This window comes from Parasphingopyxis sp., from assembly GCF_052168295.1.
GTDB lineage: Bacteria > Pseudomonadota > Alphaproteobacteria > Sphingomonadales > Sphingomonadaceae > Parasphingopyxis.
The window spans coordinates 244,527-260,319 of record NZ_JBQLZN010000089.1; the positions used below are offsets into that span (position 1 = coordinate 244,527).

Sequence of the window (15,793 nt, forward strand, 5' to 3'; positions counted from 1 at the left end):
TCCCTGTTTGAGTAAATCTACTGCCGCAGCATATCGCGCGAGACGATCATGCGCATGATCTGGTTGGTGCCTTCGAGAATCGAATGCACGCGCAGGTCGCGCCAGAAGCGTTCGATCGGATAGTCCTGCAGATAGCCATAACCGCCGAACAGCTGCAGCGCATCGTTGACGATCTTGCTGCCATTATCGGTCGACAGCCGCTTGGCCATCGCGGCGAAACGGGTCTTGTCCGGGGCGTTTGCGGTGACTTTCGCCGCCGCCGTATAGAGCAGCATCCGGGCTGCCTGGAGATCGGTTTCCATATCGGCAAGCATGAACTGCGTGTTCTGGAAATCGGCGATGGCCTGGCCGAACTGCTTCCGCTCCTTGGTGTAGCTCACCGCCTCATCGAGACAGCGCTGCGCGCCGCCCAGCGAACAGGCGCCGATATTGAGGCGCCCGCCATCGAGCCCCATCATCGCGATGCGGAAGCCTTCCCCCTCATCGCCCACACGGTTTTCCACAGGAACGCGCACAGAATCGAAATTTACCTGCGCGGTCGGCTGCGAATGCCAGCCGAGCTTCTTTTCGAACGCGCCGAAGGAGACGCCCTCCATATCCTTCTCGATCACGAGGCAGGAAATGCCCTTGGGCCCCTCCTCGCCCGTGCGGACCATGGTGACATAGACGCCATTCTCGCCGCCGCCCGAGATAAAGGCTTTCGAGCCCGACACGACATAATGGTCGCCCTCGCGCACCGCCTTGGTCTTGAGCGCGGCGGCGTCGGAGCCCGAACCCGGCTCGGTCAGGCAATAGCTGGCGACGCGCTCGCAGGTGACGAGCTCGGGCAGATATTTCTGCTTCACGGCGTCCGAACCGAAGGTGTCGATCATCCAGCTCGCCATGTTGTGGATCGAGATGAAGGCGCTGGTCGAGGGGCAGCCATAGGCCATCGCCTCCATGACTAGCGCCGCCTCGAGCCGCCCGAGCCCGATGCCGCCGCTCTCTTCGGACACGTAGATCGCGCCGAAACCGAGTTCGGCGGCATTGCTGATTGTGTCGCGCGGGAAGATGTGTTTCTCGTCCCATTCGGCGGCGTGCGGGGTGATTTCGTCGGCAGTGAATTTCTGCGCCATCTCCTGGATCTGGCGCTGCTCGTCGGTCAGGTCGAATTGTGTCATGCGCGCCCCTATAGCGGGCTTTTGGAGCGACCGTAATCCCGAAATCGCCCGGCGGCGGAAGACCTGCTACCGGCCGATCTCCGCTTCCGCCTCGATCTCGACCCTCCATTCGGGCCTGAGCAGCGCGGCGACGACGACCATCGTCGCGGCCGGGCGGACATCGCCGAAAATCTCGCCATGGACCGCGCCGATCGCATCGCCGTCGGCGGCGTCGGTCACGAACATCCGCGTCCGCACGACATCGGCTAGCGAACCGCCCAGCTCCTCGACCGCCGCCTCGATGATCGCGAAACAGCGCCGCGCCTGATCTGCCGCATCGCCTGGCGTCGAGCTGCCATCAGGCTCGATCGGTCCGGTGCCGGAGACGAGGATACGGTTGCCGGAGCGAACGGCACGGGAGAAGCCGAACGCCTTTTCGAACGGGGAAGCGGAGGCGGTTTTGCGGCGGTCCATGGACGTCAACTCGCACGGTCAGCGTCACAGCGCACAAGCTCCACGCGCCGCACCAGCTCGCCTTCTTCCTCACCGGACGCAGCCAATCGGCTGTCGCTGATGACGAGGCTGTTTCCGTCGGCGCTGAGTTCCCACACGGATCGGTGGAGGACCGGCGGGGCCTGAAAATAGAGGTCCGCCCGCATCGTGAGCCGCCTGCCATCGTCCGACTGCGCGATCAGCTCCACCGGTTCCGACCAATGGCTGCCGCGTTGCAGGCCGACTGCGGAAATAATCGTTTCGGTCGATCCGGTCTCGTTTCCGCAACCCATGTCCGCCGAAAGCCAGCGGCCATGAAACTGCGCCGGTATCGCGAAGGCCAGCTCGCCCGGCGGGGGCAGCGCGACACCGGGATCATTGTCCGGTTGCGCCATCGCCGGCATGGCTACGGCCAGCGACGACAAAGCCAGTAGTCGGGCAAACGCAGCCATCCTCTACCCCATGGTCGGGATGACGAAGGCATTGCTGCCGTCGCCGCCGCCGTCCGGCCAGCGCTGGGTGACGGTCTTGATCTTGGTCCAGAATTTCACGCCTTCCATGCCGTGCTGATTAGTGTCGCCGAAGCCCGAGCGCTTCCAGCCGCCGAAGGTGTGATAGGCGACGGGCACCGGGATCGGCACGTTGATGCCGACCATGCCGACATTCACTCGAGCCGCGAATTCGCGGGCGGCATGGCCGTTGCGCGTGAAGATCGCGACGCCGTTGCCGTATTGGTGATTGCTGGCGAGCGCGAGTGCCTCCTCGAAGTCGTTGGCGCGGACCATCTGGAGCACGGGCCCGAAAATCTCCTGCCGATAGCTTTCCATGCCCGGCTTCACATGATCGAACAGTGAGGGGCCAACGAAGAAGCCGTCTTCATGGCCCTGCAACTTGAAACCGCGCCCGTCGACGACGAGTTCCGCGCCCTCGTCGACGCCGGTCTGGATCCAGTTTTCGATCCGTTCCTTATGCTCCTTCGTGACCACCGGGCCGTAATGCGCGTCCGGATCGCTCGAGACGCCGACGCGCAGCGCATCGATCGCCGGGATCATCTTCTCGCGCAGCGCGTCCGCCGTGTCGTTGCCGACCGGCACGACGACGGGCAGCGCCATGCAGCGCTCGCCCGCACTGCCGAACGCCGCGCCGGACAGGTCGTTCACCACCTGGTCGAGATTGGCATCGGGCATGACGATGCCGTGATTCTTCGCCCCGCCCATCGCCTGGACGCGCTTTCCGTTTTCCGTGCCGCGCTGATACACATAATGGGCGATGTCGGTGGAGCCGACAAAGCTCACCGCCTTGATGTCGTCATGGTCGAGAATCGCGTCCACCATCTGCTTGTCGCCATGAACGACATTCAGAATGCCATCGGGCAGCCCCGCTTCCTTCATCAGTTCGGCAAGCCGCACCGGCACGCTCGGATCGCGCTCGGAGGGCTTGAGGATAAAGGCATTACCGCAGGCGATCGAAACGCCGAACATCCACATCGGAATCATCGCCGGGAAGTTGAACGGCGTGATCCCGGCGCAAATGCCGAGCGGCTGGCGCATCGAATAGACGTCGATGCCGGGCCCGGCGCCTTGCGTATATTCGCCCTTCAGCGCGTGCGGGATGCCGCAGCAGAATTCGATAACGTCGAGCCCGCGCTGCACATCGCCGGCGGCATCCGCGAGCACCTTGCCATGTTCGGAGGAGAGCAAAGCTGCCAGCTCGTCCATATTGGCTTCGACGAGCCGCTTATATTCGAACATCACGCGCGCGCGCTTCTGCGGATTGGTCGCCGCCCAGGCCGGCTGCGCGGCCAGCGCCGCATCGACCGCCTTTTGCAGTTCGTCGCCCGTGCCCAGCGAAACCTTGGCCTGCACTTCGCCCGAGTTCGGATCCCAGATGTCATGCTGGCGCGATCCACCGCCAGCCGCATTGCCGCCAATGAAATGCTCCACCGTGCGCATTGCTTTCCTCCAAATTCCAAATAGAAATGTCGGAGACGCCATAATGCGCAAAAACGGACAAGGCCATGCCGAGTATCGATCTCATGCGATCGAAATGGCGGCCGAAAACACTATCGGAGAGCAGGATGCATCAACTTCACACGGCAAGCACGCTGGACGAGCTGGCGGATTTCTGGGCGGAGCACCGGCCCGATCACGTCGCCTATCGTTTCGAGGGCCGCGTCACCAATTTTGCCGAGGTGAAGGAGAAGATGGAGGCACTCGCGCGCGGGTTGCAGCGCGCCGATCTCGGCTCGGGCAAGCGGATCGCCTGGCTCGGCAAGAATAGCGACTGGTATTTCATCCTGCTGTTCGCGGCGGCGCGCGTCGGGGCAACGATCGTGCCGATCGGCTGGCGGCTGGCCGAGCCCGAAATGAAGTTCATCGTCTCCGATGCCGAAGCCGAGGCGATCGTCGCGACGCCCGATTTCCTCGACACCGGCAAGGCGCTGGCGAAGTCCATCGATGCCGTGCGCGTTCTCTGGGCATCGGAGGATGGCGGCGATGTGCCCTCGCTCGGCGATATTGCCGCGGAGGCGAGCGGCGACGACGCGCCGCCCAAACCGGACCGCGGCGATGCGCTCGTGCAGCTCTACACGTCCGGCACGACCGGCAATCCCAAGGGCGTGGTTCTCACCCATGGCAATTTCCTCGATCTCGGCCGCGATCCGGACATCCAGACGCCCGACTGGGACAATTGGACCGAGGAGGAATCGGGGCTGATCCCGATGCCGGTCGCGCATATCGCGGGCACCGGTTACGGCCTGATCCCCTATAATTACGGATCGGCCTGCACGGTGACGCGCGAATTCGATCCGGGCGAGATACTCGATCTCATCGACCGGCGCGAGGTGACCCGCTTCTTCCTCGTGCCCGCGGCGCTACAATTCCTGCTCCAGCATCCCAAGATGGCCGAGACCGACACCAGCCATGTGAGCCAGGTCGGCTATGGCGCCTCGCCGATCCCGCTCGATCTGCTGCGCGCCTGCATCAAGGCCTTTCCCAATGCCGGCTTCGTCCAGTCCTACGGCATGACCGAGACGACCGGCGCCGTCGCCATCCTGCCGCCCGACGATCACGACCCCGACGGCAATGAACGGATGCGCTCGGCGGGCAAGGCGCTGCCCGGTTGCGAGATCAAGGTGGTGGACGAGGACGGCAACGACCTGCCGCCGCGCGAGATCGGCGAGGTCGTGACGCGGTCGCCCAAGAACATGGCATATTATTGGAAACAGCCGGAAAAGACCGCCGAGACCGTACAGGACGATGGCTGGCTGCATACGGGCGATGCCGGTTACATGGATGAAGACGGCTATGTCTATATTCAGGACCGGATCAAGGACATGATCATTTCGGGCGGCGAGAATGTCTATCCGGCCGAAGTCGAGAACGCGCTATACAGCCACCCCAAGGTCGCCGATGCGGCGGTGATCGGCGTGCCCGACGAAAAATGGGGCGAAGCGGTCAAGGCCGTGATCGTCAGGCAGCCGGGCGAAGAGCTGAGCGAAGACGATGTGATCGCATATTCGCGCACGCAAATCGCGGCCTTCAAATGCCCGAAATCGGTCGATTTTCTCGACATGCTGCCGCGCAATGCGAGCGGCAAGATTTTGCGAAAGGATTTGCGCGCGCCCTATTGGGAGGGCAAGGAGCGGCAGGTGAACTGAACCATGTGCTCCTGCGAAGGCAGGAGCCCAGTGCCTCAAGCGATATCGTTTCCTGCTCTAGGCTCCTGCCTTCGCAGGAGCACTCAAGGAAAGCCCGAAAACGTGCGCAAAGACACCCATCTCGACCTCATGATCGATCTGGCCCTGCAAGCCGGCGCGGCGATCGACGCGATCTACCAGACCGATTTCGACGCCGATGCCAAGGGCGACGGCTCACCCGTCACCGCTGCCGATAAAGAGGCCGAAGCGATTATCGAGGCGGGGCTCAAGGCCGCACAGCCCGATATCCCGATCCTCGCCGAAGAAGCGGCGTCGGAAGGCAGGATTCCGGAGTTAGGAGACCGGTTCTTCCTTGTCGATCCGCTCGACGGGACGCGCGAATTCGTCTCCCGGAACGGCGAATTCACGGTGAATATAGCGCTCATCGACCATGGCCGCCCGATCTCCGGTGTCGTCTATGCCCCGGCAATTTCGAAACTTTATTACGGCGCGAGCGGCGAAGGCGCCTTCTATCAGGAGGTCGCGCCCGGACAGGATCGCACCGAAGCCGAGCATCCGCACGAGATCGAAGCGCGATCGGCCTTCCACAAGAACCTGACCGCCGTCGCCAGCCGCAGCCACCGTTCGCCCGAGACCGAAGCACTGCTCGACAAGATCGGCGTCAAGGATTTCACGCCGGCCGGTTCCAGCCTCAAATTCTGCCTGCTCGCCCAGGGCTCGGCCGACGTCTATCCGCGGCTCGGCCGGACGATGGAGTGGGACACGGGCGCAGGCCAGGCCGTGCTCGAAGCCGCGGGCGGCCGCGTCATGGCGCTGGAGGGCGAAAGCGAAGCCGGGCCGCTGATGTACAACAAGGCCGAGCGCGGCTTCGACAATCCGCATTTCATCGCCTGGGGCCGCTAGGATGCGCTGTTCATCGGCGTACGTACGCTTTGCGCGGATTGCGCGCTGACGCTACCGCAAGTCTAGCGCGCTTCGATGACCCCGCAGGCGATGCGGCCGCCGGCATTGCCGGTCGGATCGCTGCGATAGTCGTCGGGCCCGGCGTGGATCATGACCGCCGCACCATCAACGTCGAGGAGTTCGGCATTGCCGCCCTCGATGCGTGCCCCGGTGATCGTGACTTCCAGCATTCCGGTCCCGTCCTGGCCGATGATGATATTGGGCATGTCGCCCATATGCTGGCCCGCCGGATTGTCCCGGCCATGTTCGCGGTCGAATGGGTTCCAGTGCCCGCCCGCGCTCGTAAAGTCCGGCGGATCGCAGCGACCGGTCGTGTGGATATGCGCGGCCTTCACGCCCGGCGGCATGTTTTCGACGCGCAGTACGAGCCGGATGCCCTGATCGAGCTGCGTGATCGTCGCGTCGCCACGCGGCGCGCCGGATGCATCGCGCAGCGTCGCTCCGGCGAATTCGACGGACGGCGGCGGCGGTGGTGCCGGCTCCGCGCCGCTCGAAACACAGCCGGCGAGCGCTGCTGACAGCGCGATACTCGGCAAAGCGGCAATTCTCATACGCATCGACGGTCCCCTGCGATAATAGTCGGTGATTGTTCTATGGCATTTTCCGGCACCCGGAGGCTATAGGGGCGCGCAACAGAATTCGCTGCAGAATAAGGGAAAAACAATGAACGCAGCGCCGGATATCCGGATCGCGATTATCGGGCTCGGCTATGTGGGGCTGCCGCTTGCCGTCGCTTTGGCCCGCCACTTCACCGTCATGGGCGTCGATGCGAGCGCCAGCCGGATCGCCGAATTGCGCGACGGCACCGACCGGACGGGGGAGATCGATCAGGGCGACCTGAAGGCGTCCAGCTTGCAGCTGTGCGATGATCCGTCCGAAGCTGCTGGCGCGGACATATTCATCATTGCCGTGCCGACGCCGGTAGACGCCGATAACCGCCCCGACCTGTCCGCGCTGCTGGCCGCCACGCGCACCGTCGGGCCGCTGTTGCGCGCGGAGAACCAGCCGATCGTCGTTTATGAGTCGACCGTGTATCCGGGTGTGACCGAGGATATCTGCGGGCCCGCACTGGAGGACGCGTCGGGCCTGCGCCGCGGCGCCGATTTCTTCCTCGGCTATTCGCCCGAACGCATCAATCCCGGCGACCGCGCGCACAGGATCGACAAGATCGTGAAGGTCGTTGCGGGGGAAAATGCCGAGGTTACGGAGCGGCTCGCGGACATATACGGCGCAATCACCGAGGCGGGGGCATTCAAGGCGGCGTCTATCAAGGCGGCCGAAGCGGCCAAGGTGATCGAGAACGCCCAGCGCGATATCAACATCGCCTTCATGAACGAGATCGCCCGTGTCTTCGGACCGCTCGGCCTGTCGACCTGGGACGTGCTGGAAGCGGCGGAAACGAAGTGGAACTTCCTCCCTTTCACGCCCGGGCTCGTCGGCGGCCACTGTATCGGTGTCGATCCCTATTATCTCAGCCATTGCGCAGAGCAGCTCGGGCACGACCCACAGGTCATTCTGGCGGGCCGCAAGATCAACGATGCGATGGGGGAATGGGTCGCCGACCAACTCCACGCGCGGCGCGGCGGCCGCACCGGCAGCGTGCTGGTGCTGGGGCTCAGCTTCAAGGAGGACGTGCCGGACCTGCGCAATTCGCGGGTGATCGATGTGATCCGGCGGCTCGAGGCACTCGGCCATGAGGTGCGCGTGCACGACCCGCTCGCCGATCCCGAAGAGGCGAAAGCGGAATATGGTATCGACCTTGAAAGCGGCGCGCCCGAAGGCGCATGCGACATCGTCTTCGCTGCCGTGCCGCATCGGGCCTATCGCGACATGCCGGATGGCGCGATCATGGGGCTCGTGAACGATGGCGGCCTGATCGCCGATCTGAAGAATATGTGGCGCGACCGAAACCTCGGCGACGCCGATCGCTGGACGCTCTAGCGCGCCAGCAGGGCTTCCACGACGGCGACATCTTCCGGCGTATCGACGCCCGGCCCGCTCGGCTCCGTCTCGATCAGACGGATTTTCGTGCCGGCCGCGAGATAGCGTAACTGCTCGAGCGCCTCGGCGCGCTCCTCGTCCGGAACCGGAAGCTCGGAAAAACCAAGCAGTGCCTCGCGCCGATAGGCGTAGATACCGGCATGCTGGAAATAGCGGGCGTCCTCCGGATGTCGCGGATGCGGGATCGGCGCGCGGCTGAAATAGAGTGCATCGCCAGCCGCATCGCGGACCACTTTCACCCGGTTCGGGTTCTGCGCCTCTTGCGCCGAAATGGCGTGACACAGGCTTGCGACTTCGACGACGGGGTCGTCCCGCATCAACCGGGCCAGCCGGTCGAGGTCCGAAGCCCGCACAAGCGGTTCGTCGCCCTGCACGTTTATGATCGCATCCGCCTTTATACGCGCTGCAACTTCGGCGATGCGATCGCTGCCGCTTTCATGGTCGCCGCGTGTCATTTCGACATGTCCGCCGAAATCGCCGACGACGCTTGCGATGCGTTCGTCGTCGGTCGCAACTATGATATCATCCAGCTCCCGCGCTGCCCGCACCTTGCGCCAGACCAGCTCGATCATCGGCGTTCCCGCGATCGGCGCGAGCGCCTTGCCGGGAAAGCGGGTGGAACCCCAGCGCGTCGGGATGATCGCGACGAGTTTCATCGGGATATCCTATCGCCCGCGCGAAATCGCGGCGATGGCTTTCAGGTCGGCCAGCAGATCGGGCAGCCATTCGAACGGCAGCATATTGGGCCCGTCGCACGGCGCATTGTCGGGATCGGGATGGGTTTCCATGAACAAGCCCGACACGGCGCCTGTCGCGACCGCGGCACGCGCCAGCGCCGGTGCATGCTGGCGCTCGCCGCCGCTGCTTTCGCCCTTCGCGCCCGGCAACTGCACGGAATGGGTGGCGTCGAAGACGACCGGACAGCCGCTCGTTTCGCCCATGATGGTAAGACCGCGCATGTCGACGACGAGATTGCCATAGCCGAACGTCGAACCGCGCTCGCACACGAAAAAGTCTGCGAGAACGCCCGCTTCGTCTGCCGCGATCCGTGCCTTTTCGACGACCTTGGCCATGTCCCATGGCGCGAGGAACTGGCCTTTCTTGATATTCACCGGCTTTCCGGAGGCCGCTACGGCCGCGATGAAATCGGACTGGCGGCACAAAAAGGCCGGCGTTTGCAACATGTCCACGGCCTGCGCAGCCGGGGCTACCTGCGCCGCATCGTGCACATCCGTAATCACCGGCACGCCGAGGCTTTCACGGACCTCGGACAGGATCGAAAGCCCCTCGTCCAGTCCGACCCCGCGGAAACTGCTGGCCGATGTCCGGTTCGCCTTGTCGAAGGAGGATTTGTAGACGAGCCCGATCCCGGCGTCGGCGAAGATCTCGCGCAGCTGTTCTGCCGTTTCGAGGGCAAAGCTTCGCGATTCTATCGCGCAGGGTCCGGCCAGCACGAAAAGCTCGTCCCCCGCCCAGGGCGAGGGCAGCGACTCAGTCATGGATCTGGATGACTCCGAGTACCTTCTTTGCCGGATCGGCAACGACCAGCGCGGTAACCCGGGCTTCGTGCATCTTCGTATCGGCCTCGTACAGCGTGGCGTCCGGTCCGATCGTCAGCGGGTCCGACGTCATGATTTCGCTCGCCTGCAGCTGACCCAGCTCGTCCGCCTGCTCGAGCCCGCGGCGCAAGTCGCCATCGGTCACGATGCCGCACAGCTTCTGATCCGACATCACGAGCACGAGACCGAGCCGGCCGTCCGACATGATCGGCAGCATGTCCTTGAGCGGCGTGTCGGGCGCGCAAAGCGGGAGATCGGCCTTGTGCATCGCATCGCGGACCGGCGTTTTGAGCCGTTTTCCGAGCTTTCCGCCGGGATGATATTGCGCGAAGTCGGACGCGCCAAAGCCGCTCGCTTCGCCAAGCGCAATCGCCAGAGCATCGCCCATCGCCATAGCGACGATAGTCGAAGTGGTCGGCGCCAGATTATGCATGCACGCTTCGCGCTCTACCGATCCGTCGAGCACGATGTCGGACTGCTTGGCCAGCGTCGACCGTAAATTGCCGGTAATCGCGATAATCGGCACTTCGAGAGAACGCAGATAGGGAATGAGGCCGAGCACTTCATCGGTCTCGCCGCTTGCCGAAATCAGCACCGCGCTATCGCCGCGCGTAATCATGCCGAGATCGCCATGACCGGCGTCTGCACTGTGCACGAAGAGGCTGGGCGTTCCGAGAGACGACAGAGTCGCACTGATCTTGCGCGCGACGAGGCCGGATTTGCCCATGCCGGATACGACGACGCGGCCACTGCGGCCCAGGATAAGGTCTACCGCTTCTCCGAAATGGCCATCGATACGGTTGGCAAGCGTCGCGACTGCAGCGGCGTTTATCGAGAGTGCATGCGCGGCGACTTTTGTCGGACTCGTCGGCCTATCGCGCGAATCAAGCCTGTTGCGCATTATGGAATCGGTCATTGGGCCCCTTTGACGGCCGGTATGCAGCATTTTAGCCACATTTTCCCAGCCTATTCGTTAAATTACTGACTTTCACCGCTTCTACTGATGACTTTGGCGTTGCGCAACAATAGTACAGGGGTCGCGGGCGCAGAGGGAGTGAGTCATTTATGAGTAGCCCAGTGCCGCCTGCTACGCTGGTTTCGGACAATAGCGCGGCAGATGTCGAACGCGGCGACTTCCGCGACACCCTGCCGGAAATCCCGGAAAATGCGCCATATTGCTTTCGCGACCGCAACATTCTGATGCTGCAGGGCCCGGTCGGTCCCTTCTTCAACCGTCTCGCCAAAGACCTGCAATGGGCGGGTGCCAAGGTTCACAAGATCAATTTCAATGGCGGTGACTGGTTCTATTTTCCGGCCAATGCGACGAGTTTTTGGGACTCTCTCGACAAGTTTCCCGCCTTCCTGAACCGCGTATGCGAAGAGAAACGAATCGATACGATCATGTTGTTCGGCGATTGCAGGAAGATGCATCGCATGGCGAGCGAGATCGCTTCCGAGCGCGGTATCGAAGTGCTTGTGTTCGAAGAGGGCTATATCCGGCCCGATTATATCACCATGGAAAGCCACGGCGTGAACGGCCGCAGCAAGATGCCGAGAGCGGGTATCTTCTACCTCAACGCGTCAGCGCCGGAGCCCGCAGAGACGAGCACCGTCGGCAAATCGATCTGGCACGCCACCGGCTGGGCGTTCACCTATTATTTCTGGGCCATCGTCCTGTGGCCGGCTTTTCCGCGCTACCGGCACCATCGGCCGCTGAGCTGGTTCGAAGGTCTGGCCTGGGTGCGCGGTGCCGCGCGCAAATATTGGTATCGGCTGAAGAACCGGGCGGACATCGCGAAGCTATCGAGCGATGCGGCGCCGCCCTTCTTTCTCGTGCCCTTGCAGGTGCACAATGATGCACAGATCGGCGTGCACTCGGAATTCGAGACGATCGAGGAATTTATCCGGCATGTCGTGCGATCCTTCGCCGATCATGCGCCGCGGGACGCATTGCTCGTGCTCAAGCACCACCCGATGGACCGCCCCTATACCGACTATACGCGGCTCGTCCGCAAGCTTCGTGACAAGACGGGGCTCGGGCAGCGCCTGATCTATGTGCACGACCCGCACCTCCCGACGCTGATACAGAATGCGAAGGGAATGGTGACGATCAACAGTACAACGGGCCTGTCGTCGATCCATCATGGCAAGCCGACATTGGCGCTCGGCGACGCTGTCTATTGCATCGATGGTCTGACCGCGTCCGCCACGCTCGACGAATTCTGGACGAGAGCCGACGAATTCAGCGTCCACCCGGACCTGTACCAAAGCTTCCGTAACCATATAATCTACCGCACGCAGCTCAACGGCAACTTCTATCGCCGGATCAAGATACCCGGCACACTTGCCGGCATCGACTGGGCTCGCGGAAAATAGAACCGGACTGGCGTTCCCTGCGCACGAGGCATTGGCCTCGCGCTCTGGATGCCAGATATGGTTTTCAGTTATCGAGTTATCCGGCGAGCGGCGCGCCCGTCTATCTGAACACCGCCGCCGCTGCGATACCCACCTGCGCGAAGATCTGCGTGATATCGCGGATGAACTGCAGCGTCTGGCCCGGCGCCTTCGGCGGCACGAGAATGCGGTCGCCGGCCCGCACATCGCCGCCGCGCTGCACGCTGCCATCGGGCCGGATAACCAGCGTATCCGAACGGTTCGCCAGACTGGTGAAGCCCCCTGCCCTGCGCACATAATCGCGCGCATCGTTACCCGGCGTCCAGAGCAGCGTCTGCGGTAGTTCTACCTCGCCCGCGACGACCACCGTCTGGTTGATATAGGGGATGACGATCACGTCGTCCGGTTCCAGCAGAACGCCGTTGAGATCAGCATCGTCGGGAAAGGCGACAAGCCCGCGTGGTTCGACCAGCCGCGCACGCTGGATGAATTCGCCAAGCGCGGTCGCTTGCGCCGCGCGTGCCTGCGCCGAGGCTGGTGACGAAGACGGCGCGGTGTAGATGGCCCGTTCCAGCCGCGCCAGATTCTCCTGCAGCAAGACGCGCTGCGTATCTGCAATGCTTTGCCGCTCGAGATGGATCATGGGCACGTCCGCGAGCGGATCGAGCGGGATGCGTGCCAGCAACGGACCCAGATAGTCCCCGCGATTCACGACATAGGCCGACGGACCGTCATGTGCCCCCAGCACCCGGACGATGAACGTGCCCGACGGCGCATCCGCCTCGTAACGAACCCGGTCGCCATCCGCGAGCATCATCGCGGCGAATTCCTCGCGCGTGACATAGGCGTTGAACGGTATCCCGTCGCGCGTCCCGAGGATCGACACATGAGTAACTTCGGGCCGCGGACGCGAATATTGGAGCAATTCGGCGCCGCTGCTCGCGAGGCTGGCGAACTCGAAGGTGTAAGGGGCACGTGCATCGCCGCTGACCGACACGACCGGGCCCTGCTGCCCGACCACGATAACGTCGCCATTGCGCAGATTTACGCCTGAAAGTTCGCCGTTGAGCAGAAACTCGTAAAGGTCGATCGATCCGATGGTATCGTTGTTTCGCCGCACGATAATGTGACGATAGCTGCCGCGATCCGGATCGATGCCGCCTGCATTCTGCAAGAAACCGATAATGGACGCCTGGCTGCTGGCCGTGTGGCCGCCGGGCTGCCGCACCGGCCCGGTCACGAAAACCTGGATCTCTCCGGCATCGGCAACCGTAGCGTAAACCTGCACCGTCGACTGATACACTTGGGAAGCCGCGCCGCTGACCACGCTGTCGACATCGGCCGCCCGCGTGCCGGCAACCCGCACCGGGCCGACATTGGGCAATGCGATATTACCTTCGGCGTCGACGACGAGACGCGCGGTTTCGTTGACCAGCCCATATGTCGTAACCATGACGACATCGCCGGGCTGGACGATATAATTGGGATCGGACGCACCCTCCGCCGAATCCGGAGCCGTGCCCTGGAAAAGTTCCGAACCGAATGGCGCGGGCCGGCGGCCGGCGAGTTGGTCCTGCCGCAATGTCCGCACCTGCCGTTCCGCACCGCGCTGATCGTCCTGGATGACCGCCGAGGGCGCAGAGCCGGCGCCGACTGCGCTCGCACCCGTGTTTTCGTCGATTTGGGCCACGGCGGGGACCGGCAATAGCGTCAATGCGACGCCGGATAGCAGTATGAACAGGCCGATGCGGAAGTACGCGAACAATGTCATTCCATATGATCCTTGACGATCGAATAGCCGAGTGTCGCGATCGCCATCAATACGGCCGCACCTATGGCGAAAGCGAATATATTGATGAACCGCTCCCAATAATTGGATATCTCGGCAAGGCGCGGCGGTACGAAGGCGACAAGGTACCGGCGCTCGTTCGCGCGCTGCGCGATGGCCTGGCGCTCGGCCTGAATCGCCGCATAATAGGCCTGTTGGGCGAACTCATAGTCGAGCAACGCCGTCTGCGCGCTCACATCGCGCTGCGCCTCGGAAACCCCGAAACCGCCGCGCGCGTCGCGCAGAGCAGCCGCCCGTTGCCGCTCGAGCGCCTCTATGCGCTCATCCATTGCGCGAATCTGGGGTGAATCCGGGCGAAACTGTGCGATAGCCGCCGCCCGTTCCACACGCGCGTTTGCAAGCTGGCCTTCGATTTGCCCGACCAGCCCGACCTGCTGTGCAGCTTCGCCTTCAAGTGTCGTCGCGCGTGTCGCCCGCGACTCAATGACGCGCTGCCGCGCCTCGTTATAGGCGTCACGGCGCGAAGCGACCTCTTCGCCCGCAACGCGAACCGCTTCGTCCTGCACGCGCCCGTTCAACGCGTTCACGACATTTTCGGTCTCCGTGAGGACACCCTCGGCCAGTCGCAACGAGTCCTGGGGCGTATATGCCTGCACATTCACGGAGATGATCCGTGACGTCGAATCGTAATTGGCGATCACCCGACCGCGCCAGAACTCCGTCTTGTCCTCGATCGGCGCCGATGGTGCAACGCGCGCAAATGGATCGAAGCTCCAATCGCCAAAGGCGGCATCGAAACCATAATCCTCTTCAAGCCGTCGCACGAGCGCGCTCGAAGTTACGAATTCGGTGATTACCAAGCCGTCATTGGCTGTGGGTGTGACCGCCGGCAAACCGATGCCGCCAAGCAAATCGGGCGGTTGCTGCTCGAGCCCCTGCACCGTGAACATCATTTCCGTGCTATATTGGGGCCGCGCCAACAGAGCATAATAGATGAAAACGATCAGGGTCGGGATGACGATACCGGCGGCGATGATGCGAAACCGCAAGCGCCTTCGGGCATGGCGATCTCCGCTCTCTTCCTCGGGAATGCGAAACCAGGCCTTCGCGCGATCGAGAATCTCGGCGCGGTTCATTACGAGGACACCTCTTTATAGTATTCCGTCGCTTCCGCCACGCTGTCGAACATCTTGAGCTGTCCTTTGTGGACCACGCCCGCGCGGTCGCAATAATCCTGAATCGCCGTCGGCATGTGGGAGGTCATAAGTAGATCTGATTCTTCTCGGCGCCGATCGAATTCCGCCCGGCATTTTTCCTGGAACCTGTAGTCGCCAGCTGCCAGCGATTCGTCGATGACATACACCTGAAATCTGATAGCCATGCTTAGCGCGAAAGCCAATCGGGACTTCATGCCCGACGAGTAGGTCCGCAAAGGCTCGTGGATCGCATTGCCGATTTCAGCAAAATCTTCAACGAAATCAGAAATTTCTTTTATGTCTGCATCATATATTCTGCAGACGAAGCGCAGATTTTCCATGCCCGTCAGCGAGCTGTTGAAGGACGACGCGAACCCAAGCCGCCAGCTGACCGAAACGTCCTTGCGAACTTCGCCGAAGGTCGGCCGTTCGGCGCCGCATATGATCCGCAGCAACGTCGACTTGCCCGCTCCGTTTACACCGAGAATGCCGTAGCTGTGCCCGCGCTCGAATGTGGCGCTGATGTCCTTCAAAACGGTTTTCTTGCCGGACCGCCGCGACCGGTATGTTTTGGTGATATTGTGGAGTTCGATAGTCATGGC

15 protein-coding genes are annotated in these 15,793 nt (G+C 62.8%); 4 read left to right on the forward strand and 11 right to left on the reverse strand.

Annotated features, from left to right (window positions below):
* Positions 1 to 17: 17 nt before the first annotated feature.
* The 4 genes from ACTS1Z_RS15495 to ACTS1Z_RS15510 all read right to left on the reverse strand — a co-directional run bounded on the left by ACTS1Z_RS15495 (position 18) and on the right by ACTS1Z_RS15510 (position 3,583).
* Entirely contained in the window at positions 18 to 1,160 is a 1,143-nt protein-coding gene (locus ACTS1Z_RS15495) for an acyl-CoA dehydrogenase family protein (RefSeq protein ID WP_442625372.1), read from the reverse strand.
* A 66-nt stretch (positions 1,161 to 1,226) separates the two neighbouring features.
* The gene (locus tag ACTS1Z_RS15500) at positions 1,227 to 1,613 is read right to left on the reverse strand and encodes a RidA family protein (RefSeq protein WP_442625373.1); all 387 of its coding nucleotides are present in this window, start codon (positions 1,611 to 1,613) and stop codon (positions 1,227 to 1,229) included.
* A 5-nt stretch (positions 1,614 to 1,618) separates the two neighbouring features.
* Positions 1,619 to 2,083 (reverse strand): hypothetical protein, encoded by a 465-nt coding sequence (locus ACTS1Z_RS15505; RefSeq protein ID WP_442625374.1) that lies wholly within the window; start codon positions 2,081 to 2,083, stop codon positions 1,619 to 1,621.
* A gap of 3 nt (positions 2,084 to 2,086) precedes the next feature.
* Positions 2,087 to 3,583: a CoA-acylating methylmalonate-semialdehyde dehydrogenase gene (locus ACTS1Z_RS15510; protein ID WP_442625375.1), complete on the reverse strand. Its 1,497-nt coding sequence runs from the start codon at positions 3,581 to 3,583 to the stop codon at positions 2,087 to 2,089.
* 125 nt (positions 3,584 to 3,708) lie between these two features.
* Here ACTS1Z_RS15510 and ACTS1Z_RS15515 point away from each other — a divergent pair, with 125 nt between their 5' ends.
* Together ACTS1Z_RS15515 and cysQ are read left to right on the forward strand one after the other, a co-directional pair.
* Positions 3,709 to 5,289 (forward strand): long-chain-fatty-acid--CoA ligase, encoded by a 1,581-nt coding sequence (locus ACTS1Z_RS15515; protein ID WP_442625376.1) that lies wholly within the window; start codon positions 3,709 to 3,711, stop codon positions 5,287 to 5,289.
* Between the two features lie 102 nt (positions 5,290 to 5,391).
* Positions 5,392 to 6,192, forward strand: a complete 801-nt coding sequence (gene cysQ, locus ACTS1Z_RS15520) for a 3'(2'),5'-bisphosphate nucleotidase CysQ (protein ID WP_442625377.1) — start codon at positions 5,392 to 5,394, stop codon at positions 6,190 to 6,192.
* 62 nt (positions 6,193 to 6,254) lie between these two features.
* Here cysQ and ACTS1Z_RS15525 read toward each other — a convergent pair whose 3' ends face one another.
* A complete protein-coding gene (locus ACTS1Z_RS15525) occupies positions 6,255 to 6,809 on the reverse strand; it encodes a superoxide dismutase family protein (protein ID WP_442625378.1) in 555 nt (184 codons plus the stop codon).
* Positions 6,810 to 6,915: 106 nt separating this feature from the next.
* On the opposite strand from ACTS1Z_RS15525, the gene ACTS1Z_RS15530 reads away from it, so the two are divergent.
* On the forward strand, positions 6,916 to 8,193 hold the full coding sequence (locus tag ACTS1Z_RS15530) for a nucleotide sugar dehydrogenase (protein ID WP_442625379.1): 1,278 nt from the start codon (positions 6,916 to 6,918) through the stop codon (positions 8,191 to 8,193).
* Here ACTS1Z_RS15530 and kdsB read toward each other — a convergent pair.
* The 3 genes from kdsB to ACTS1Z_RS15545 are packed head-to-tail and all read right to left on the reverse strand — an operon-like array spanning position 8,190 to position 10,728.
* Positions 8,190 to 8,909, reverse strand: a complete 720-nt coding sequence (gene kdsB / locus ACTS1Z_RS15535) for a 3-deoxy-manno-octulosonate cytidylyltransferase (RefSeq protein ID WP_442625380.1) — start codon at positions 8,907 to 8,909, stop codon at positions 8,190 to 8,192. The genes ACTS1Z_RS15530 and kdsB overlap by 4 nt on opposite strands.
* A gap of 9 nt (positions 8,910 to 8,918) precedes the next feature.
* Positions 8,919 to 9,752, reverse strand: a complete 834-nt coding sequence (kdsA, locus tag ACTS1Z_RS15540) for a 3-deoxy-8-phosphooctulonate synthase (protein WP_442625381.1) — start codon at positions 9,750 to 9,752, stop codon at positions 8,919 to 8,921.
* Positions 9,745 to 10,728, reverse strand: a complete 984-nt coding sequence (locus tag ACTS1Z_RS15545; protein WP_442625382.1) for a KpsF/GutQ family sugar-phosphate isomerase — start codon at positions 10,726 to 10,728, stop codon at positions 9,745 to 9,747. Before ACTS1Z_RS15545 ends, kdsA begins: the two co-directional genes overlap by 8 nt.
* Positions 10,729 to 10,877: 149 nt before the next feature.
* On the opposite strand from ACTS1Z_RS15545, the gene ACTS1Z_RS15550 reads away from it, so the two are divergent.
* Entirely contained in the window at positions 10,878 to 12,188 is a 1,311-nt protein-coding gene (locus ACTS1Z_RS15550) for a capsule biosynthesis protein (protein WP_442625383.1), read from the forward strand.
* 100 nt (positions 12,189 to 12,288) lie between these two features.
* Here the strand turns inward: ACTS1Z_RS15550 and ACTS1Z_RS15555 are convergent, their stop codons facing one another.
* The 3 genes from ACTS1Z_RS15555 to ACTS1Z_RS15565 are packed head-to-tail and all read right to left on the reverse strand — an operon-like array spanning position 12,289 to position 15,790.
* A complete protein-coding gene (locus tag ACTS1Z_RS15555; RefSeq protein WP_442625384.1) occupies positions 12,289 to 13,977 on the reverse strand; it encodes a polysaccharide biosynthesis/export family protein in 1,689 nt (562 codons plus the stop codon).
* The gene (locus ACTS1Z_RS15560) at positions 13,974 to 15,131 is read right to left on the reverse strand and encodes a hypothetical protein (protein ID WP_442625385.1); all 1,158 of its coding nucleotides are present in this window, start codon (positions 15,129 to 15,131) and stop codon (positions 13,974 to 13,976) included. The genes ACTS1Z_RS15555 and ACTS1Z_RS15560 overlap by 4 nt, the downstream gene beginning before the upstream one ends.
* Entirely contained in the window at positions 15,131 to 15,790 is a 660-nt protein-coding gene (locus tag ACTS1Z_RS15565; RefSeq protein ID WP_442625386.1) for an ABC transporter ATP-binding protein, read from the reverse strand. Before ACTS1Z_RS15565 ends, ACTS1Z_RS15560 begins: the two co-directional genes overlap by 1 nt.
* Positions 15,791 to 15,793 lie beyond the last annotated feature (3 nt).

What these genes read in the sequence shown, in the direction of transcription:
- ACTS1Z_RS15560 (WP_442625385.1), bottom strand. Translation starts at nt 15,131, where the DNA reads ATGAACCGCGCCGAGATTCTCGATCGCGCGAAGGCCTGGTTTCGCATT.
- ACTS1Z_RS15510 (WP_442625375.1), bottom strand. Translation starts at nt 3,583, where the DNA reads ATGCGCACGGTGGAGCATTTCATTGGCGGCAATGCGGCTGGCGGTGGA.
- ACTS1Z_RS15545 (WP_442625382.1), bottom strand. Translation starts at nt 10,728, where the DNA reads ATGACCGATTCCATAATGCGCAACAGGCTTGATTCGCGCGATAGGCCG.
- kdsB (WP_442625380.1), bottom strand. Translation starts at nt 8,909, where the DNA reads ATGAAACTCGTCGCGATCATCCCGACGCGCTGGGGTTCCACCCGCTTT.
- ACTS1Z_RS15495 (WP_442625372.1), bottom strand. Translation starts at nt 1,160, where the DNA reads ATGACACAATTCGACCTGACCGACGAGCAGCGCCAGATCCAGGAGATG.
- ACTS1Z_RS15525 (WP_442625378.1), bottom strand. Translation starts at nt 6,809, where the DNA reads ATGCGTATGAGAATTGCCGCTTTGCCGAGTATCGCGCTGTCAGCAGCG.
- ACTS1Z_RS15555 (WP_442625384.1), bottom strand. Translation starts at nt 13,977, where the DNA reads ATGACATTGTTCGCGTACTTCCGCATCGGCCTGTTCATACTGCTATCC.
- ACTS1Z_RS15515 (WP_442625376.1), top strand. Translation starts at nt 3,709, where the DNA reads ATGCATCAACTTCACACGGCAAGCACGCTGGACGAGCTGGCGGATTTC.
- ACTS1Z_RS15530 (WP_442625379.1), top strand. Translation starts at nt 6,916, where the DNA reads ATGAACGCAGCGCCGGATATCCGGATCGCGATTATCGGGCTCGGCTAT.
- ACTS1Z_RS15565 (WP_442625386.1), bottom strand. Translation starts at nt 15,790, where the DNA reads ATGACTATCGAACTCCACAATATCACCAAAACATACCGGTCGCGGCGG.
- ACTS1Z_RS15500 (WP_442625373.1), bottom strand. Translation starts at nt 1,613, where the DNA reads ATGGACCGCCGCAAAACCGCCTCCGCTTCCCCGTTCGAAAAGGCGTTC.
- ACTS1Z_RS15550 (WP_442625383.1), top strand. Translation starts at nt 10,878, where the DNA reads ATGAGTAGCCCAGTGCCGCCTGCTACGCTGGTTTCGGACAATAGCGCG.
- kdsA (WP_442625381.1), bottom strand. Translation starts at nt 9,752, where the DNA reads ATGACTGAGTCGCTGCCCTCGCCCTGGGCGGGGGACGAGCTTTTCGTG.
- ACTS1Z_RS15505 (WP_442625374.1), bottom strand. Translation starts at nt 2,083, where the DNA reads ATGGCTGCGTTTGCCCGACTACTGGCTTTGTCGTCGCTGGCCGTAGCC.